Here is an 18557-nt window from a genome sequence, read left to right as displayed (position 1 = left end):
CGCAGGCCAACCGGGCAGGCGGAGCGAGCACAACACGGACCAGGCGGTTCGATCGGCCTGGCGGACGGTTCGGGAGGACCACGGTGAGCGGAGCCACGGGTGCTGGAGGTGCCACGGGCGGGCTGTCGGGCGGACCGGGCGGGACACCGTACGGTGCGCCGCAGCGCCCCGAGAACCCTGCCACGTCCACCTCGGTGATGCCCCAGGCCGGCCAGGGCGCCGCCGCCCAGCCGGGCTACGGCGGCCAGACCCCGCCCGCCCCCGGCAACGCGCCCGCCGGCGGCTTCTCCCAGCCCACCACGTACGCCAAGGGCCAGCCCACCCCGGCCCGCGGCACCCTCACCGGCGGCCCGGGGCCCCAGGGCGGCGCTCCCGGTGCCCCCGGCGGTCAGGGCGGCGGCCAGGCCCGTCGCCCCGGCAGCCCCGCGCAGAACGCCGCCGGCGGCGGCACCGGCCGGGTCCGCCGGGCCCGGCTGCGGATCATCAAGGCCGACCCCTGGTCGGTCATGAAGGTCAGCTTCCTGCTCTCGCTGGCCGTCGGCGTGATCGTCATCGTGGCCTCCGCGGTGCTCTGGATGACCCTGGACGGCCTCGGCGTCTTCGACTCGCTGACCAGCACCCTCAAGGACGTCACCGGCACCGACAGCTCCGGCGCGTTCAACCTGATGGACTACATCGGGTTCGGCAAGGTCATGATGTTCACCACCCTGATCGCGGTGGTCGACGTGGTCCTGATGACGGCGCTCTCCACCCTCGCCGCGTTCATCTACAACACCGCGGCCGGCTTCACCGGCGGCATCGAACTCACGCTGGCCGAAGAGGACTGATCCCGCGTCAGTTCGGCGGAATTCCCCGGGCCCCGAAGGCTGTTGAAGCCTTCGGGGCCCGTTCGTCGTCTCCGGCGGCAATCGGGTGACCGGGCGGCGCGCCGGGATCCGCGGCACCGCTCCCGCATGGACAAATGGAATACGCGAACGAGCACGGGGCCGGCCGGCCGCGACAGCGGACACCGGGCGGCCCGGACGGGTACGGCCGGTCGGGAGGTCCGTGATGGCGGAGAACGCACAGCAACTGGTCCGAGCGCTCGAAGGCCTGATCGGCCGTCGGCTCCCCCTGCGGGTCCGCACCTGGGACGGCTCCCAGGCCGGCCCGCCCGGCGCGCCCACCGTCGTCCTGCGCAACCGGCGGGCCCTGCGCCGACTGGTCTGGTCCCCCGGCGAACTCGGCCTGGCCCGCGCCTACGTCTCCGGCGACCTCGAACTCGACCCCGGCACCGACCTCTACGAGGTGCTGGACGCCGTCGCCGCCTTCGCCGAGGACCCGGACGTCCGCGGCCTCCAGCTCGGCCCGCGCCGACTCCTCGGGGCCCACGGCCGCCGGCTGCTCGGCACCGCCCTGCGCCTGGGCGCCCTCGGCCCCGCGCCCACGCCCCCGCCCGAGGAGGTCCGGGACCGCCGCGGCAGCGCGCACAGCCGCCGCCGCGACCGCGCCGCGATCAGCCACCACTACGACGTCGGCAACGACTTCTACGGCCTCGTCCTCGGCCCCACCATGGTCTACTCGTGCGCCTACTGGACGCCCGCCGCGAAGAGCCTGGAGGACGCCCAGGAGGCCAAGCTCGACCTGATCTGCCGCAAGCTCGGCCTGCGCCCCGGCATGAGGCTGCTGGACGTCGGCTGCGGCTGGGGCTCCCTGGTCCTGCACGCGGCCCGCCACTACGGCGTCCGGGCGGTCGGCGTCTCCATCTCCACCGAGCAGGTCGCGCTGGCCCGCGAGCGGGTCGCCGAGGCCGGTCTGACCGACCGGATCGAGATCCGGCTGCAGGACTACCGGGAGATCCCCGACGGCCCCTTCGACGCCGTCTCCAGCGTCGGCATGGCCGAGCACGTCGGCTCGGCCCAGTACCTGGTCTACGCCCGCCACCTGTACGACCTGCTCGCCCCCGGCGGCCGCCTGCTCAACCACCAGATCGCCCGCCGCCCGCTGGAGCCCGGCGAGAAGTACCGGCTCTCCCCCTTCATCGACCGCTACGTCTTCCCCGACGGCGAGCTCTCCCCCGTCGGCACCACCGTCACCCGACTGGAGGAGGCCGGCTTCGAGGTGCGCGACGTCGAGGCCCTCCGCGAGCACTACGGCCTCACTCTCCGCGAGTGGGTCGCCAACCTGGAGGCCCACTGGCCCGACGCCGTCTCGCTGGCCGGCCGCGGCCGGGCCCGGGTCTGGCGGCTCTACATGGCCGCCTGCGCCCTCGCCTTCGAGCAGAACCGCATCGGCATCAACCAGGTCCTCGCCGTCCGCCCCACCCCCGCGGGCGCCTCCCGGCTCCCCGCAACCCGCGCCCAGTGGCTCGCCGAACCCCCTGAGCAGCACCGTCCGACGGACACCGCGGATACGGATTTGGGAGATCGGCCATCGGTCCGCTAATCTTTCAGTGCGGCAAGGGCCTATAGCTCAGACGGTTAGAGCGCTTCCCTGATAAGGAAGAGGCCACAGGTTCAAGTCCTGTTAGGCCCACCGGCGCGAAGGCCCCGATCACCTGGTGATCGGGGCCTTCGACATTTTCCCCGTAACCTCCGGCCGCGACGGCTCGTTGAGTCTGGTGCGCAGAGGCGAAACACAGGGTGAGTTGACTCGAAACTGATGTGAAGTCGGGGATAGCCGGGCGACAGACCCGGTCATTGGGTGACGTGGGACACAGCGCGACCTCTGCTCCGGCCGGCGGATGACCGGCCCCGCCCGCCCCGGGCACCCGGGCGGTTCCCCCGTCACGTCTTCTTTCACCCTGTGAGGCATTCCCATGTCCATGGAAGCCGCCCTGCTCGAATCCAGGACACTCCGAAGCGGCCTGTGCGAGCGCACCGAAGTCCTTGACGAGGTCAAGGCCCTCGTCCTGCTGCCCGACGGGCTGCACGTCACCACGCGGATGGTCGCCGACTACTTCGGGGTCGGTGAGAACGTCCTGCGGCAAATGGTCCGGCGCCACCGCCAGGAGTTGGAGAGCAACGGGTACACCGTCCTCAAGCCTGTGGACAACCCCGGCCACCAGAGTGACAAGGTGTCACTCTGGCAGGTCGGTGGCCTGCCGCAGGCGGAAGCGGGCGATCCGTCCGTGAGCCCTGTGGATAACTCGGCCGACCAGACCTTCAAGATGAAGGTCTGGCAGGTCAGCGACCCGGAAGGCCCCGCCGGGCGTCGTCCCCAGGGCGGCGGGAACGGTGTCGCGCTGTACTCGCCGCGGGCCGTGCTGAACGTCGCGATGCTGCTGCGGGACAGCGAGGTCGCCCGTGCGGTCCGCAGCCGGCTGCTCGATCTGGTCGAGCGGGCCGCGGAGCCGCCGGGGGTACGGCCGTTCCGGGCGCGGCCGTGGAAGCGGTGGAGCGAGTTGCGGTGGGACGAGGAGGAAGCGGTGCGGCGGGATCCGGCCGTGGCGGCGTGGCGGCGGCGGATCGACGGGCTGGAGCCGCTCGAGGAGTGCCTGCCGGCCGCGCCGCCGGTGGGGGAGGAGTGGGTGGATGTCGCCGAGCTGGTCGACGCGCTCGGGTCGGTCGACCGGCGGTTGGAGGCGCAGGGCGTGGTGATCTCCGCGATCAGTGCGCGGGTCGCCCGGCAGGAGTCGCGGCTGGACGCCCACGGCGGCCGGCTGGACGCGCTGAGCGAGGACGTCCGGGCGATCCGGCGGGATGTCGCCCTTCTGCGCAGGCGTCGTCGCGGATAGTTGGCGGGTGTTCGAAAGGCCCGTCGCCGGTGCGGAACCGACGGCGGGCCCGACTCGTCGGTACTCGAGGGAGGGAGTGGGCTCGCAGTCCGATGACCGTACTGGTTCGGAAGCGTCAAAGGCGCTTGCAGATCGGCCGGTTGACGGTGGCGGGGCCGCTTCTGAACCGGTTACCGGTGTGTATCATCGGCCCCAGGGCGGTCTTCAGCCTGACCGCTGGTTCGTACCCTTACATCCAAGCAAGCAAGAAGGACGAGGTCCCGCGGTGAAGAAGCTTCTCCTGGTCGCCCTGGTCGCCCTCGGCGGCTTCTTTGTCTACCGTCAGGTCCAGGCGGACCGCGCCGAGCAGGACCTGTGGACCGAGGCGACCGACCCGGTCCCGGCCGGCCGCTGAGCTGACGCACGAGTCTTCCTCGGACCGGCCCGCGGAGCACCTGCCGGGGCCGGTCCGAAACCCGCGTGGGGCGTTGCCCAGGAGCGGGTAGGCTAGTGCCCGTTGCTCGGGGCCTTAGCTCAGTTGGTAGAGCGCTGTCTTTGCATGGCAGATGTCAGGGGTTCGACTCCCCTAGGCTCCACTCGATACGACTCCGCCCGACCGCACCAGCTGCGGTCGGGCGGAGTCGTTTTCTGCTCTCCGGGCCTGCGCCGTCTCAGTGCGGCTTGCGCGGGTCGTGCGGCTTCGGACGGTCGTCCTCCTCGGCGGGATGGCCGACCGACGGGCCCGACTTCGGCGCGGGCGAGGCGCCGGCCGACTCCGAGGCCTCGGCGGCGCCCGCGGCCTCCGGATCGTCGTTCGGGACGGAGCCGTTCAGGGTGGCCCCGCCGACCGGCGCGCCGGTGGCGGTGCCGGGCCGGGCGGCGGTGGTGGCGGACGGGGCGGTGGCGGGCTCCGGGGGCTCGACCAGCCACTCGGGGTTGTTCTGCCTGCGGAGCCACTGCCAGGCGACCACGCCGGTGCCGATGGCGACGGCGCCGGCCACCGCGAGGCCGGTCGCCCAGCCGTTGCACCGCTTCTTCTTGGCGTTCTTGGCGGCCAGTTCGCCGATCTCGGCGGCGCTGACGTTGCCCTGCAGCGCGGTGATCGCGGCGGCGCCGCGGGACTGGGCCTCCTGGGCGAGCGGGACGACGCTGTCCTTGGCGGCCTGGAAGGTCTCGACGACCTTGGGGGCGACGTTCGTCCGGGCCTGGCAGGCGGCCTGACCGGCCGACAGCTTGGCGGCGAGCGCGGCTTCCTGGGCCCGGTGGACGGCCTTCAGGGCGGCCTTCTGGGTGTCCGGGGGGAGGCTGAAGAAGGCCTGCTCCAGGTGCGGGGCGAGGTGCTTGACGTACTGCACCCGGGCGGCCTGCGCGGCCTGGCCGGCTCCGCTGCGGGCCTGGGCGCCGGCGGCCGCGGCCTTCGGGCCGAGCGCCTCCAGCTTGGGGCCGAGCACCTGCTTGGCCTCCTCGGCGTAGTGCAGGGCGGTCTCCTTCGCGGAGGCGGCGTAGGGCGCGACGGCGTCCTTCGCCCGTGCGGCGGTCTCGCGCGCAGTGTCCGTACGGCTCACGGGCTTCTCCTTCTCGGCGGGTGTCCGGCGTTGTCCGGTATGCACCTTTCCACCTGATAGGAGATCATGCATCCTGCTTATCTGCCGAGCACCTTCGACTGAGCCGTCTGCGGCGATCATGGGATGATTCCCCGGATAGTCAGCTAAAAGACAGGAAGGTACTCCCGTGGCCGAGGAACTCACCGCCACCCTGAAGACGAACCGCGGCGACATCGTGGTGAAGCTCTTCCCGAACCACGCCCCGAAGACCGTGGCGAACTTCGTCGAGCTGGCCGAGGGCACTCGCGAGTGGAAGAACCCGGAGACCGGCGAGGTGGCCGCCAAGCCGCTGTACGACGGCACCGTGTTCCACCGTGTGATCGACGGCTTCATGATCCAGGGCGGCGACCCGCTGGGCAACGGCACCGGCGGCCCGGGCTACAAGTTCGCCGACGAGTTCCACCCGGACCTGTCGTTCGACCGCCCGTACCTGCTGGCCATGGCCAACGCCGGCCCGGGCACCAACGGCTCGCAGTTCTTCATCACGGTGGCCCCGACCACCTGGCTGAACCGCAAGCACAGCATCTTCGGCGAGGTCGTGGACGCGGCCAGCCAGAAGGTCGTGGACGCGATCGGCACCACCGCCACCACCAAGCCCTACGACCGCCCGGTCCAGGACGTGGTGATCGAGTCGGTCGTCGTTTCGCGCGGCTGATTCGCGACCCTGCCGCCCTTCGGGGCGGTCCCGCGCGCCCCGGCGCGCAGTAGCCTGGACGGTCCCGGCGGTGCCCCGTTTCGCGCGGCGGCGGCGCCGGGACCGTTTCGTCGAGGAGGGACTGCGCCGATGCTTCCGGAGGAACCCGTGCGGCCGATGCCCGTGGACGGCCAGGGATCCGGGCTGCCCCGGTGCCACCGGCACCCGGAGCGGGAGACGGGCGTGTCCTGTGCCCGGTGCGGGCGGCCGGTCTGCCCGGAGTGCATGGTGTCCGCCTCGGTGGGCTTCCAGTGCCCGGACTGCGTGCGCGGCGCGGCCGAACAGGCGCCCCGGCAGCGGACCTCGTTCGGCGGGGTGCTGGCGCTCGGCGACGGGGCGCTGGTCACCAAGGTGCTGATCGGCCTGAACCTGCTGGTGTTCCTGCTGACCGAGTACGTGTCCAGGGACTGGCAGGTCAAGCTCGGCCTGGTCAGCTGGGCGCCGCTGCCGGGCCTGCGGTACGGCATGGCCGAAGGCCCGCAGGAGTGGTACCGGCTGGTCACCGCGATGTTCGTGCACGGCGGCCTGCTGCACATCGCGACCAACATGTTCTCGCTCTGGGTGCTCGGGCCCCAGCTGGAACGGGTGCTGGGCCGGGTGCGGTTCGTCGTGCTGTACCTGGTGTCGGGCATCGTGGGCAACGCGCTGTCGTTCATGCTGACGGCGGGGCCCAACCAGCTGTTCACGGTCGGCGCGTCCGGGGCGATCTTCGGTCTGCTGGGCGCCACCGCGGTGCTGTTCCGGGTGCGCCGGGTGCCGATGCAGCCGGTGATCGCGCTGCTGGTGGTGAACCTGGTGATCACGTTCTCGCTGAAGAGCATGATCGACTGGCGGGCGCACATCGGCGGCCTGGTGGCGGGCGCCGTCATCGCCGCGGGCATGATGTACGCCCCACGGGCGCACCGGAACCTGGTGCAGGGGTTGACGACGGTCGCGGTGCTGGCCGTCGGCCTGGCGCTGGTGCTGCTGGGGATGGCCCGTCTGCCGGGCTGACCGGCGTCATCCCGCGCTGTCCACAAGAGGTGCGCGGCGGGCGATTGGATTTCCCTGGTCTACGCGCGTTATCCTGCTTCGTTGCGAGTTATCCACAGGACTGGCGGAAGTTTTCCCCAGTGTGGACAACCCTGTGGATAAACGTTCGGACGCTCTGTGACCGACCGACGCCCGGGCGCGCCGAACACCGCCCCGGCCCGGAGGTCGAGGCGGTGCGGAGGCGGATCAGGCCGACAGCCGCCCGGCGGGCGGCAGCGGCCTCACTTCCACTGTGTGGAGACGCCGAATCCCGCCGCGATGAAACCGAAGCCGGCCAGGATGTTCCAGTTGCCCCAGCTGCGGACCGGCCAGGTGCCGCTGGTCACGTAGTAGCTGACGATCCAGGCCAGGCCGATCAGGAACAGCACCAGCATCAGCGGTGCCACCCAGCTCCGGTTGCCGGAGCCGATCTTCACGGGGGTCGCGGCGGTCGGCGGCGGCGTGTAGTCGGCCTTCTTGCGGAGTCGAGACTTCGGCACGAGGGGCTCTCCTGTCGATGCGCTGTGACCGCGCAGGTGGTCAGTGGGGGCGAGGTGGCACACGGGACCGGATCCGTACGGTCGGAGCTCCGCACATGCCACCGGCGTCCGTTAGCGTAGTGGCTCGCCGGGTCTGAGGGAGATAAGGGTACGGTGCCTGATTCCACGATTTCTTCGCCGATCCCGGCTGCGCGCCCGCGCCGGGGTCGAATTGTCGGACGTGCCCTGACCTGCACCGTCTTTGCACTCGCCGGTCTGCTGTTCTACGTGAGCGGTCGGACCGCCCACGGCACCGACCTGCGCACCGACAACTCGCTGCTCAAGCTCAGCGATGTCATACAGCAGCGGTCCACCCAGAACCAGCAGCTCCAGGAGCAGGTCGCCGCCGACCAGGACCGGGCCGACGGCCTGGCCCGCGAGCAGGGGCAGAGCCCGGACGACGCCGCCCGGCTGGCCGCGCTGCAGCAGGCCGCCGGGCTGGACCCGCTGCACGGGCCCGGGCTGACCGTCACGCTGGACGACGCCCCGCCGAACGCCACCGCCCGGATCCCCGGCGTCCCCGAACCCGGGGTGAACGACCTGGTGATCCACCAGCAGGACATCCAGGCCGTGGTGAACGCGCTCTGGCGGGGCGGCGCCGAGGGCATCCAGGTGATGGACCAGCGGCTGATCTCCACCAGCGCCGTCCGCTGCGTCGGCAACACCCTGCTGCTGCAGGGCCGGGTCTACTCCCCGCCGTACGTGATCCGCGCGGTCGGCCGGAGCGACGCGCTGCGCGCCGCGGTGGACGCCGACCCGACGATCCGCAACTACCTGGGCTACGTGGCCGCCTACGGACTGGGCTGGAAGGTCCAGGAGGGCAACGAGCTGAGCCTGCCAGGGTACGCCGGATCGATCGACCTGCGGGCCGCCTCCGCCCAGTAGGCCGCCGCGCAGGGTCCGTTGCGCGGATACCCGCCTGGGGCGGGCGGGTGGGCGTCTACGCTTGGGGCGACCCGAGTGACGAGGAGCACCATGTACGGCTGGATCTGGCGGCATCTTCCGGGCCCTTCGCCGGTTCGTGCGCTGATCGCGCTGGCGCTCGTCCTCGGAGTGGTCTACGTCCTGTTCCAGTTCGTGTTCCCGTGGGCCGAGCCGCTGCTCCCCTTCGGGAACGTGACGGTGGACCAGGGCGGCGGCGGCTGAACCGGCTCCGGTTCCGCCCGCCCTTCGACGCACGCACACCCCAGGAGTTAGCGATGACCTCCGCCGGCCACCCGCCCCGGATCCTCGTGGTCGACAACTACGACAGCTTCGTCTTCAACCTCGTCCAGTACCTGTACCAGCTGGGCGCGGTCTGCGAGGTGGTCCGCAACGACCGGCTGACGGTGGCTCACGCCCGGCCCAGGGAGGGCGCGGAGGGCTACGACGGCGTGCTGCTGTCCCCCGGGCCCGGGACGCCGGAGGAGGCGGGCGTGTGCGTGGAGATGGTGCACCACTGCGCGCGGATCGGGCTGCCGCTGTTCGGGGTGTGCCTGGGGCTGCAGTCGATCGCGGTGGCGTACGGCGCGGTCGTCGGCCGGGCCCCCGAGCTGCTGCACGGCAAGACCTCCTCGGTGGTGCACGAGGACGGCGGGGTGTTCGAGGGCCTGCCCTCGCCGCTGACCGCGACCCGCTACCACTCGCTGGCCGTCGAGCCCGACACGGTGCCCGCCGAGCTGGTGGTCACCTCGCGCACCGACAGCGGCGTGATCATGGGCCTGCGGCACCGTGAACTGCTGGTCGAGGGCGTCCAGTTCCACCCGGAGTCGGTGCTCACCGAGGGCGGGCACCGGATGCTCGCCAACTGGCTGGCCGAGTGCGGGTTCCCGGAGGCGGTCGGCCGCTCGGCCGGCCTCGCCCCGGTGATCGGCCGGAGCTGACCGGATGACCGCCGTGCGCCCGGAGCGGGGCGTCCCCGAGGAGATGGGCGAGCCGGACGGCTGGAGCGTCTACGAGCCGGCCCCGGAACAGACCCTGCAGCTGCGGCTGCCGCCCACCGAGCCGGACCGGGCCGCGATACCCGGGCCGGACGACGGTGCCGGACGGCGGCGCGCCCAGGGGCCGGTGGGCCTGCGGGCGGGCACCGGCCGACGGCGGGCGTCCGGGCGGGCCCAGGGGGCGCGTCCGCCGCGGCCCAAGGAGCGCAAGCGGGTGGTGCTGGCCCGCGTGATGGGGGAGCTGTTCATCTCCCTCGGCGTGGTGATGCTGCTGTTCGTCTCCTACCAGCTGTGGTGGACCAACGTGGTGGCCGACAACGCCGCCAACGCCGCCGGCAAGAAGCTGGAACAGCAGTGGGCGCAGCCCGCCGCACCGTCGACCGACGGGACCACGCCCGCGCCGCCGACCACGTTCGAGCCCGGCAAGGGCTTCGCGATCATCCACATCCCGAAGCTGGACCTGACCTACCCGATCGCGGAGGGCACCAACAAGCAGCAGGTGCTCGACAAGGGGCTGGTCGGCCACTACACCGGCACCGCGATGCCCTCCGACCAGGCCGGCAACTTCTCGGTCGCCGCGCACCGCACCACGCACGGCCAGCCGTTCCGGGAGATCGGCAAGCTCGTCCCGGGGGACAAGATCGTGGTGGAGACCGCGACCGCCTACTACACGTACGAGGTGGCGGGCGGCATCCCGGAGACCCCGCCGAGCAATGTGTCGGTGATTCAACCGGTGCCCAAGGGCTCGCCGTTCACCGCGCCGGGCCGCTATCTGACCATGACGACATGCACGCCGGAGTTCAGTGCCCGGGGAAGGCTGATCGTGTTTGGCAAGATGGTCGACGAACGGCCGAGGAGCCAGGGGCAGCCGGAGGCGCTGACCGGGCAACACTGAGCAGCGAGGCACGGCACCATGGGCAAAGCCATTCGGGGCGGGCGAGGACGCGGACGGGTGGCTACGGCCCTGGGCCTGATGGGGGAGCTGCTGATCACCCTCGGCCTGGTGCTGGCCCTGTTCGTCGGGTACTCGCTCTGGTGGACGGACGTCGTCGCCGAGGCGGCCGCGGGCCGGCAGGGCGACCGGCTGCGGCAGACCTGGAGCGCCCCGGCGGCCGCGCCCGGCGACCAGGCCCCCGCCCCGGAGTACGAGGCGGGGGACGGCGTGGGCTTCCTGCACGTCCCGGCGTTCGAGAAGAGCGACCAGACCATACTGATCCGGATGGGCACCAGCACGGAGGTGCTCAACGAGGGCGTGGCCGGGGTCTACGAGGAGCCGTACCGCTCGGCGATGCCCTGGGACGCCGAGGGCAACTTCGCGCTGGCGGCGCACCGGGACGGGCACGGCGCGAAGTTCCACGACCTGGACCGGCTCGGCGAGGGTGACACGGTGGTGGTGGAGACCCGGGACGCCTGGTACGTGTACCGGGTCGCGGGGACGCTGCAGCAGACCTCCAAGTACAACGTGGGCGTGGTCGCGCCCGTCCCCGAGGGCTCGCCGTTCACCGGCCCGGGCAAGTACCTGACGCTGACCAGCTGCACGCCCGTGTACACCTCCCGCTACCGGATGGCCGTGTGGGCGCAGCTCGTCCGCATCGACGCGATGGACACCCACCGCACCCCGCCGCCCGAGATCCGCTGACGCCCGGTCAACGAGAAGGGGCCGCACCGTCGTCGGACGGTGCGGCCCCTCTCACAGTGCGGTGCCGGTCAGGGCGTGCCCGGCGTCTTGTCCGCGGGCCTGAGCGTCAGCACCACGGTGTCGTCCGCGGTGATCTGCGTCCCGGCGCTCGGGGTGAAGAGGTAGACGATCGCCTGCGGGTCCTGGGGGCCGATCAGCTGGTACTTCGTGATCCCGTTCGCGGTCAGCGCCTTGATCGCGTCGGACAGCTTGAGGTTCTGCAGCGGCGGCACCGTCAACTTGTCGGCCAGCTTGCCGATCGTGAGGGTGACCTTGGTGTTCTTCGCGACCGGGCCGGTCTTGTCCTGGGCGATGACCTGGCCGACCTTGGCCTGGTCGGTGGCGCTGACGGTCTTGGTGACCACGGCCACCTGCAGGCCGAGGTCGGAAAGCGTCTGGGAGGCGTTGTCCTGGGACTGCCCGACCAGGTTCGGCACGGTGACCTTCTGCTGGCCGGAGGAGACCACCAGGGTGATGCTGGCGTTGGCCGCGGCCTTGCCGTTCACCGACTGCGAGATGACCTTGTCCGGCTCGACCTTGTCGTCGTTGCTGTAGTTGACGGTGACCTGGAAGCCCTTGCCGGTCAGGGTCGCGGTGGCGGCGTCCTTGGTCTGGCCGGTGACGTCGGGGACGTCGATCTGGGCCGGGCCGGAGGACAGGTGCACGGTGATCTTGCCGGTGGTGGCGATCTCGGCGCCCGCGGCCTGCTCCTGGGTGCAGACCTGGTCCTTCTGGATCTTGGTGTCGGGGCAGGCGATCGGGTCGCCCGCGACCACGGTGAGCGAGGCGTTCTGCGACTTGGCCGCGGCCTCCGCGTCGGAGAGCGTCTTGCCGATCAGGTTCGGGACGGTGGTCTTGGCGGTGGAGCCGGTCTTCACCATCGCCTGCACCACGAAGAACGCGCCGACCAGGACCAGCACCGCCGCGACGGCGAGCACGATCCAGGAGGTGTTGTTCTTCTTCGGCTGCTCCTCGCGCCGGCGGCCGGCCCGGCCCTCGTAGCCGTTGTCGTCGTAGCCGCCGCCACCGTTGCCGTAGCCGTCGTCCTGGTAGCCGCCGTAGGGGGCGGGCTGCTGGTGGCCGACCGGCGGCAGCATGGTGGTGGGGCCGCCCTGCTGGGGCAGCATGTTGGTCTGGCCGTACGGGTCGTACTGCGCGCCCTGGTCGTAGCCGTAACCGCCCGGGCCGGCCCCGTAGGCGGCCTGCTGGGCGGCGGCGACCGGGAGGCCGTCAAGGAAGCGCTCGATGTCGTCGCGCATCTCGTCGGCGGACTGGTAGCGGTAGTCGCGCTCCTTGGCGAGCGCCTTCAGCACGATCGCGTCGATCTCCGGGCGTACCTCGGGGTCGTACACGGACGGCGGCGAGGGCTCCTCGCGGACGTGCTGGTAGGCCACCGCGACGGGGGAGTCGCCCACGAACGGGGGACGCACCGTGAGCAGTTCGTACAGCAGGCAGCCGGTGGAGTACAGGTCGGAGCGGGCGTCGACGGTCTCGCCCTTGGCCTGCTCGGGGGAGAGGTACTGGGCGGTGCCGATGACCGCGGAGGTCTGCGTCATCGTCATGCCGGCGTCGCCCATCGCACGGGCGATGCCGAAGTCCATCACCTTGACGTTGCCCTGCCGGGTCAGCATGACGTTGGCGGGCTTGATGTCGCGGTGCACGATGCCGGCGCGGTGCGAGTACTCGAGCGCCTGCAGGATGCCGATGGTCATCTCCAGCGCGCGCTCGGGCAGCAGTCGCCGCCCGGTGTGCAGCAGCTCGCGCAGGGTGGAGCCCTCGACGTACTCCATCACGATGTACGGGATGGAGATCCCGTCGATGTAGTCCTCGCCGGTGTCGTAGACGGCAACGATGGCGGGGTGGTTGAGGGAGGCCGCGGACTGCGCCTCACGGCGGAAGCGGGCCTGGAACGAGGGGTCGCGGGCCATGTCGGTGCGGAGGGTCTTCACTGCGACCTGGCGGCCGAGCCGGGTGTCGTGGGCGAGGTACACCTCGGCCATGCCACCGCGTCCGAGAACGCCGCCGAGCTCGTACCTGCCGCCTAGACGACGAGGCTCTTCCATATCTCCGACCCTCTCCCCCACCGGCCGGTGAGGATATGACGTAGTGTCCCCGCACGCTCTGTCTTGACGCGGCCGCCGCCGCGGTGGTTTCACGGTGTCGGCGAGCCCACGGGGTGGCCGCGGGCCGGCTGCGGGTACACCCGCTGCTGGCGAATACGCTACCGGGCGAACCTCACCGCCCTCGTGCAGGCAGCCAGCTGAGACCAGACCGGTATCGACCAGGACCGTCCCATTGTGACAATTCCGGCCACCGATCGAGGATCGATGGCCGGAATGTGACGGATACGACCGACCTACTTCCCGAGCGCCGCCTGCATCATCGCCTTGGCGATCGGCGCGGCCAGCGAGCCGCCGGAGATCTGCTGCGCCTCGCTGGAGCCGTCCTCGACCACCACCGCGACGGCGACCTGCTTGCCGTCCTGGCCCTTGGCGTAGGAGACGAACCAGGCGAACGGCAGACCCGAGTTGTCCTGGCCGTGCTGGGCGGTGCCGGTCTTGCCGCCGACCGTCACGCCCGGGATCTTCGCGTTCGTGCCGGTGCCGTGCTGCACCACCGACTCCATCAGCTGCTGGAGCTTCTGCGCGGTGGCCGGCGAGACCGCCTGCGACAGCTGGTGCTCGGTGTGGGTGGAGATCACGTTCCCGGCCGAGCCCTCCTGGGCGACCAGGTAGGGCTCCATCAGCGAGCCGTTGTTGGCGATCGCGGCGGCCACCATGGCCATCTGCAGCGGGGTGGCCCGGGTGTCGTGCTGGCCGATCGCGTCCATCGCGGTGCCGTCGGGCTTGGAGCCGGACGGGAAGTGGCTGGCGTCGGCCCGGATCGGGATGGTCACTTCCTTGTTGAAGCCGAACTTCTCGGCCTGCGCCCGCAGCTTGTCGCCGCCCAGCTCGGCGCCCATCTTGCCGAACACCGTGTTGCAGGACAGGTCCATCGCGTGTTGCACGGTGGCGTTCCCGCAGTCCTCGGTGGGGCTGGCGTTGATCAGCGGGGTGCTGGTGCCGGGCAGGATGTACTGGTCCGGGGTGTCGGTGACGTCCGACGGGCTCTGGTACTTGCCGGTCTCGAACGCGGTCGCCGCGGTGACCAGCTTGAAGGTCGAGCCGGGCGGGTAGGTCTCGCGCAGCGCCCGGTTCAGCATCGGCTTGTTCGGGTCGCTGTCGAGTGCCGTCCAGGCCTTCTCGTCGTCCTTGGTGCCGCCCGCGAAGGTGCCCGGGTCGTAGGACGGGGTGGAGACCAGCCCGAGGATCGCCCCGGTCTTCGGGTCGATGGCGACCGCGGCGCCCTTCTTGTTGCCGAGCCCCTCGAAGCCGGCCTTCTGCACCTTGGGGTCGATGGTGGTGACCACGTCGCCGCCCTGCTTGGGCTTGCCGGTCAGCATGTCCAGGGTGTTGCGGAAGAACAGCCGCGAGTCGGTGCCGGAGAGGATGCCGTCCTCCAGCTTCTCCAGCTGGCTGGCGTCGTACGTCTGCGAGGAGTAGCCGGTGACCGGCGCGTACATCGGCCCGTCCACCCAGGAGCGCTTGTACTTGTAGCGCAGCCCGTTGACGAAGTCGGACTTGGTGACGGCCTGGCCGCCGACGATGATGTTGCCGCGCGGGTAGGCGTACTTGTCGTACTTGGTGCGGTCGTTGTGCGGGTTGTTGGCCCACGTCGACGCCTGAACGCCCTGCACCCAGTTCACCCGGAGCATCAGGGCCAGGATCAGGACCAGGCAGAAGATCGACACCCGGCGGATCGGCTTGTTCACGAGGTCGCTCCCCTGCTCTCGTCCGGCGCGCCCGGGCCGGCCCCGAGCCGTTCCGGCCCGGCCGGTTCCGGGATGGCGGCCGGTTCGACGGCCGGCCGACGGGCGGTGTCGCTGATCTTCATCAGGATGGCGATCAGGGCCCAGTTCGCCACCAGGGAGGATCCGCCCTGGGCGAGGAACGGCATGGTCATACCGGTCAGCGGGATCAGGCCGGTGACGCCGCCCGCGACCACGAACACCTGCAGCGCGAACGCCGAGCTCAGGCCGACCGCCAGCAGCTTGCCGAACGGGTCGCGGGCCGCCAGTGCGGTGCGCAGGCCGCGCTGCACCACCAGGCCGTAGATCATGAACAGCGCCATCAGGCCGGTCAGGCCCAGCTCCTCGCCGAACGAGCCGAGGATGAAGTCGCTCTTCGCCGCGAACTGGATCAGCCAGCTGCGGCCCTGCCCCAGCCCGGTCCCGACGGTGCCGCCCGAGCCGAGCGACATCAGGGTCTGCCCGATCTGCTCCGAGGACTGCGAGGGCGGCTTCGGCCCGAACGCCGCCATCGGGTCGAGCCAGGCGTTGATACGGGTCTTCACGTGCGGTTCGGCGGAGGCCACCACGGCCGCGCCGCCGAGCGACATGGTCAGACCGAAGACGATCCAGCTGGTCCGCTCGGTGGCGACGTACAGCATCACCACGAACAGGCCGAAGAACAGGAAGGAGCTGCCCAGGTCGGTCTCGAACACCAGGATCAGGATCGACAGCAGCCAGACCACCACGATCGGGCCGAGGTCGCGCCCGCGCGGCAGGTACAGGCCCATGAACTTGCGGCTGGCCAGGGCCAGGGCGTCCTTCTTGACCATCAGGAAGCCGGCGAAGAACACCGTCAGGATGATCTTGGCGAACTCGCCGGGCTGGATCGAGAACGAGCCGAAGCGGATCCAGATCTTCGCGCCGAAGTCCTCGGCCCGGGACGGGAAGAAGGCCGGCGCGGCCAGCAGCACCAGTGCCACCACCATCGAGATGTAGGTGTAGCGCTGCAGGATGCGGTGGTCCTTCAGCAGGATCACCACGCCGATGAACATCGCCACGCCGAGCCCGGACCACATCAGCTGGTTGGGCGCCGCCGCGAAGTTCTTGATCAGCAGCTTGCCGGCCTTGTCGAGCCGCCAGATCATCACCAGGCCGAGCCCGTTCAGCAGCGTCGCCAGCGGCAGCAGCAGCGGGTCCGCGTACGGCGCGAACCGCCGTACCGCCAGGTGCGCGCCCACCGCCAGCGCGCTCATGCCCAGCCCGACCTTCAGCATGCCGGCGGGCAGGCTGCCGTCCATCGCCAGGCCGACGTTGGCGTACGCCAGCATCGGGATCACCAGCGCGAAGCCCAGCATCAGGAGTTCGGTGTTGCGCCGGTTCGGGGCGTCGCCCGCCGAGGACCGGCCGACGGCGCGGCGCCGCCCGGTGGTGGGCGTGCGGCCGCTGCTCACGTCGAATGTGCTCATGCCTGGAAAACCCCCGGGATCGCCCGCGGCTACTGCCCGGAGCAGGAAACGGCGAGTTGCTGTTCCTGCTCGGTCAACGGCGGGGCGGACGGCGTGGCGTCCCCGGTGGCCGGGGCGGCCTTGGACTCGGCGACCTTCTTGCAGACGTCGGCCTGCGCGCGCAGCGTCTCGACCTGCTTCCGGGCGTCGTCCAGGCTGCTCGCCTGGATGTTCTTGGCGACCTGGTCGCGCTGGAACGCGGGCAGGTACTTCAGCTCCACGTCGGTGAACTGCTGGTAGACCGAGCTGAGCTTCAGTCCGGCCAGGTTCTGGTCGGTGCCGCGGAACACGGCGAGGTGGCCGTTGTCGGTGCCGACGTAGTACTGGTTCTGGTTCCACTGCCAGGCGAAGAAACCGCCGCCGCCGAGCAGCGCGAGCACCAGCACCCCGATCAGGGTGAACTTCAGGCCGCTCTTCTTCTTGCGCCGACTCGGCGGGGCCTCGCCCTCGTAGGGGTCGGGGTCGCCGTACTCGGCGCCGTCGCCGGGCGGGAAGCCCGCCGGGTCGCCGTAGCCGCCCGACTGGTCGAAGCCGTCCTGGTAGCCCTCGGCGGGGCCGAAGTCGCCGGCCGGGCCGCCGTAGCCACCGGGCTGGTCGTAGCCGCCCTGGTAGCCCTCGGCGGGCCCGAAGGCGCCCTGCGGGGCCTGCGGGGCGCGGCCGAGGCCGGCCGCGCGACCGGCGGGCGTGTCCAGCAGGTGCGGGTCGTGCATCGGGTTCGCCTGGGTGTCGGCGACCGCGCCGACCACCTCGGGGGCCTGCTTGACCTGGCCGCTGAGGGTGTCCGTGGCGCCGACGTCGATCACGTCCGCGACGATGCAGGTGATGTTGTCCGGGCCGCCGCCGCGCAGCGCCAGCTGGATCAGCTCCTGGACGGTCTGCTGCGGCGCGTAGTAGCTGCCGAGCGTCTCCTCCAGGGTCTGGTGGCTGACCGGGCCGGACAGGCCGTCGGAGCAGATCAGGTAGCGGTCGCCGGCCCGGACCTCGCGGATCGACAGGTCGGGCTCGACCTGGCCGCGGCCGTCCAGGGCGCGCATCAGCAGCGAGCGCTGCGGGTGGGTCTCGGCCTCCTCGGCGGTGATCCGGCCCTCGTCGACCAGCCGCTGCACCCAGGTGTGGTCCTGGGTGATCTGGTCGAGCCGGCCGTCCCGCAGCAGGTAGGCGCGGGAGTCGCCGATGTGCACCTGGCCCATCCGGTGGCCGTCCCACAGCAGCGCGGTGAGGGTGCAGCCCATGCCTTCGAGCTGCGGGTCCTGGTCGACCATCTGGCGCAGCCGGTCGTTGGCCGTCTGCACCGCCTCGCCCAGCAGGGACAGCAGGTCGGCGCCGGGTTGTTCCTCGTCGAGGCGGACGATCGACCCCAGCACCTCGGAGGAGGCGACCTCACCGGCCGCCGCCCCGCCCATGCCGTCGGCCACCGCGAGCAGCCGGGGTCCGGCGTAGCCGGAGTCCTCGTTCCCCTCGCGGATCAGGCCCTTGTGCGAGCCGGCGGCGAAGCGCAGCACGAGACTCATGCTGTCCGGGCCCTCCTTCGGGTGGAGCTGGTCCTCATGCGCTGACTACTTCCGCAGTTCGATGACGGTCCTGCCGATTCGGATCGGCACCCCGATCTGGAGCGGCGTCGGCGTGGTCAGCCGCTGTCGGTCCAGATAGGTGCCGTTGGTGGAGCCTAGATCCTCCACGGTCCACTGCCCAGCCTGATCCGGGTAGATCCTGGCGTGACGGGAGGACGCGTAGTCGTCGTCCAGGACGATCGTGGAGTCGTGTGCCCGGCCCAGCGTCACGGTCTGGCCGTGCAGTGCGACCGTGGTGCCCGCCAGCGACCCCTGGGTCACCACCAGGTGGGTGGGCTGGCCGCGGCGCTGCCGGGCCTGCTGCTGCTGGGCGCCGCCGGGCTGCCCCTGCGGCGGGCGGCCCGCGCCGGCCGCGGTGGGGGCGGTGGGCGCGGCCCGGTGCCCGGAGCGCGGGGCGGCGCTCTTGGTGGTGAACAGGTCGCTGCGGATCACCTGCACCGCGACGATGACGAACAGCCACAGCACGGCGAGGAAGCCCAGCCGCATGACCGTGAGGGTCAGATCAGACATACC

General features: G+C 71.3%; 18 protein-coding genes and 2 tRNA genes. 13 read left to right on the top strand and 7 right to left on the bottom strand.

The window, feature by feature from the left end; all coding sequences use genetic code 11:
* Positions 1-197 precede the first annotated feature (197 nt).
* From AMK19_RS00250 to AMK19_RS00230, 6 genes are all read left to right on the top strand, one after another.
* Complete coding sequence (locus AMK19_RS00250) at positions 198-827, top strand: DUF3566 domain-containing protein (protein WP_241844177.1); 630 nt, start codon at positions 198-200, stop codon at positions 825-827.
* A gap of 223 nt (positions 828-1050) precedes the next feature.
* Positions 1051-2424 carry an SAM-dependent methyltransferase gene (locus AMK19_RS00245; protein ID WP_073807087.1) on the top strand — a complete coding sequence of 458 codons (1374 nt, stop codon included), beginning with the start codon at positions 1051-1053 and terminating at the stop codon, positions 2422-2424.
* A 16-nt stretch (positions 2425-2440) separates the two neighbouring features.
* A tRNA-Ile gene (locus AMK19_RS00240) sits at positions 2441-2514 on the top strand.
* Positions 2515-2797: 283 nt separating this feature from the next.
* Complete coding sequence (locus tag AMK19_RS36765; RefSeq protein ID WP_073807085.1) at positions 2798-3715, top strand: hypothetical protein; 918 nt, start codon at positions 2798-2800, stop codon at positions 3713-3715.
* Positions 3716-3980: 265 nt separating this feature from the next.
* Positions 3981-4109: a DLW-39 family protein gene (locus AMK19_RS36760; protein ID WP_014137031.1), complete on the top strand. Its 129-nt coding sequence runs from the start codon at positions 3981-3983 to the stop codon at positions 4107-4109.
* A gap of 108 nt (positions 4110-4217) precedes the next feature.
* Positions 4218-4290, top strand: a tRNA-Ala gene (locus AMK19_RS00230).
* Positions 4291-4365: 75 nt separating this feature from the next.
* On the opposite strand, the gene AMK19_RS00225 is transcribed toward AMK19_RS00230, so the two are convergent.
* Positions 4366-5259, bottom strand: a complete 894-nt coding sequence (locus AMK19_RS00225; protein WP_073807083.1) for a DUF5324 family protein — start codon at positions 5257-5259, stop codon at positions 4366-4368.
* A 166-nt stretch (positions 5260-5425) separates the two neighbouring features.
* On the opposite strand from AMK19_RS00225, the gene AMK19_RS00220 reads away from it, so the two are divergent.
* Positions 5426-5953 carry a peptidylprolyl isomerase gene (locus AMK19_RS00220; protein ID WP_073807081.1) on the top strand — a complete coding sequence of 176 codons (528 nt, stop codon included), beginning with the start codon at positions 5426-5428 and terminating at the stop codon, positions 5951-5953.
* Positions 5954-6109: 156 nt separating this feature from the next.
* Positions 6110-6985: a rhomboid family intramembrane serine protease gene (locus AMK19_RS00215; RefSeq protein ID WP_073808232.1), complete on the top strand. Its 876-nt coding sequence runs from the start codon at positions 6110-6112 to the stop codon at positions 6983-6985.
* A 260-nt stretch (positions 6986-7245) separates the two neighbouring features.
* Here AMK19_RS00215 and crgA read toward each other — a convergent pair whose 3' ends face one another.
* Positions 7246-7503: a cell division protein CrgA gene (gene crgA, locus AMK19_RS00210; RefSeq protein WP_073807079.1), complete on the bottom strand. Its 258-nt coding sequence runs from the start codon at positions 7501-7503 to the stop codon at positions 7246-7248.
* 180 nt (positions 7504-7683) lie between these two features.
* Between crgA and AMK19_RS00205 the strand changes: the two genes are divergently transcribed.
* From AMK19_RS00205 to AMK19_RS00190, 5 genes are all read left to right on the top strand, one after another.
* Positions 7684-8427, top strand: coding sequence for a DUF881 domain-containing protein (locus AMK19_RS00205; RefSeq protein WP_083646481.1), 744 nt, complete (start codon positions 7684-7686; stop codon positions 8425-8427).
* Positions 8428-8502: 75 nt separating this feature from the next.
* Entirely contained in the window at positions 8503-8688 is a 186-nt protein-coding gene (locus AMK19_RS34875; RefSeq protein WP_143199992.1) for a hypothetical protein, read from the top strand.
* A 53-nt stretch (positions 8689-8741) separates the two neighbouring features.
* The gene (locus AMK19_RS00200; protein ID WP_073807078.1) at positions 8742-9404 is read left to right on the top strand and encodes an aminodeoxychorismate/anthranilate synthase component II; all 663 of its coding nucleotides are present in this window, start codon (positions 8742-8744) and stop codon (positions 9402-9404) included.
* A gap of 4 nt (positions 9405-9408) precedes the next feature.
* Entirely contained in the window at positions 9409-10356 is a 948-nt protein-coding gene (locus AMK19_RS00195) for a class E sortase (RefSeq protein WP_073807076.1), read from the top strand.
* Positions 10357-10413: 57 nt separating this feature from the next.
* The gene (locus tag AMK19_RS00190; protein ID WP_241844176.1) at positions 10414-11100 is read left to right on the top strand and encodes a class E sortase; all 687 of its coding nucleotides are present in this window, start codon (positions 10414-10416) and stop codon (positions 11098-11100) included.
* A 68-nt stretch (positions 11101-11168) separates the two neighbouring features.
* Here AMK19_RS00190 and pknB read toward each other — a convergent pair whose 3' ends face one another.
* The 5 genes from pknB to AMK19_RS00165 all read right to left on the bottom strand — a co-directional run bounded on the left by pknB (position 11169) and on the right by AMK19_RS00165 (position 18554).
* Positions 11169-13202 (bottom strand): Stk1 family PASTA domain-containing Ser/Thr kinase, encoded by a 2034-nt coding sequence (pknB, locus tag AMK19_RS00185; protein WP_073807073.1) that lies wholly within the window; start codon positions 13200-13202, stop codon positions 11169-11171.
* 293 nt (positions 13203-13495) lie between these two features.
* On the bottom strand, positions 13496-14950 hold the full coding sequence (locus AMK19_RS00180) for a peptidoglycan D,D-transpeptidase FtsI family protein (RefSeq protein ID WP_073807071.1): 1455 nt from the start codon (positions 14948-14950) through the stop codon (positions 13496-13498).
* Positions 14947-16434, bottom strand: a complete 1488-nt coding sequence (locus AMK19_RS00175) for an FtsW/RodA/SpoVE family cell cycle protein (protein WP_083646404.1) — start codon at positions 16432-16434, stop codon at positions 14947-14949. Before AMK19_RS00175 ends, AMK19_RS00180 begins: the two co-directional genes overlap by 4 nt.
* Before the next feature lie 29 nt (positions 16435-16463).
* Positions 16464-17984 carry a protein phosphatase 2C domain-containing protein gene (locus AMK19_RS00170; protein WP_073807069.1) on the bottom strand — a complete coding sequence of 507 codons (1521 nt, stop codon included), beginning with the start codon at positions 17982-17984 and terminating at the stop codon, positions 16464-16466.
* Between the two features lie 45 nt (positions 17985-18029).
* Complete coding sequence (locus tag AMK19_RS00165; RefSeq protein WP_073807068.1) at positions 18030-18554, bottom strand: FHA domain-containing protein FhaB/FipA; 525 nt, start codon at positions 18552-18554, stop codon at positions 18030-18032.
* Positions 18555-18557: the final 3 nt, after the last annotated feature.

Origin of the sequence: Kitasatospora sp. CB01950 (assembly GCF_001905465.1) — a bacterium.
Classification (GTDB): domain Bacteria; phylum Actinomycetota; class Actinomycetes; order Streptomycetales; family Streptomycetaceae; genus Kitasatospora.
This window is presented reverse-complemented; position numbering and strand designations above follow the sequence as displayed.

What these genes read in the sequence shown, in the direction of transcription:
- AMK19_RS00175 (WP_083646404.1), bottom strand. Translation starts at nt 16,434, where the DNA reads ATGAGCACATTCGACGTGAGCAGCGGCCGCACGCCCACCACCGGGCGG.
- AMK19_RS00200 (WP_073807078.1), top strand. Translation starts at nt 8,742, where the DNA reads ATGACCTCCGCCGGCCACCCGCCCCGGATCCTCGTGGTCGACAACTAC.
- AMK19_RS00170 (WP_073807069.1), bottom strand. Translation starts at nt 17,984, where the DNA reads ATGAGTCTCGTGCTGCGCTTCGCCGCCGGCTCGCACAAGGGCCTGATC.
- AMK19_RS00165 (WP_073807068.1), bottom strand. Translation starts at nt 18,554, where the DNA reads ATGTCTGATCTGACCCTCACGGTCATGCGGCTGGGCTTCCTCGCCGTG.
- AMK19_RS00245 (WP_073807087.1), top strand. Translation starts at nt 1,051, where the DNA reads ATGGCGGAGAACGCACAGCAACTGGTCCGAGCGCTCGAAGGCCTGATC.
- AMK19_RS00250 (WP_241844177.1), top strand. Translation starts at nt 198, where the DNA reads ATGCCCCAGGCCGGCCAGGGCGCCGCCGCCCAGCCGGGCTACGGCGGC.
- pknB (WP_073807073.1), bottom strand. Translation starts at nt 13,202, where the DNA reads ATGGAAGAGCCTCGTCGTCTAGGCGGCAGGTACGAGCTCGGCGGCGTT.
- AMK19_RS00215 (WP_073808232.1), top strand. Translation starts at nt 6,110, where the DNA reads ATGCCCGTGGACGGCCAGGGATCCGGGCTGCCCCGGTGCCACCGGCAC.
- AMK19_RS36765 (WP_073807085.1), top strand. Translation starts at nt 2,798, where the DNA reads ATGTCCATGGAAGCCGCCCTGCTCGAATCCAGGACACTCCGAAGCGGC.
- AMK19_RS00195 (WP_073807076.1), top strand. Translation starts at nt 9,409, where the DNA reads ATGACCGCCGTGCGCCCGGAGCGGGGCGTCCCCGAGGAGATGGGCGAG.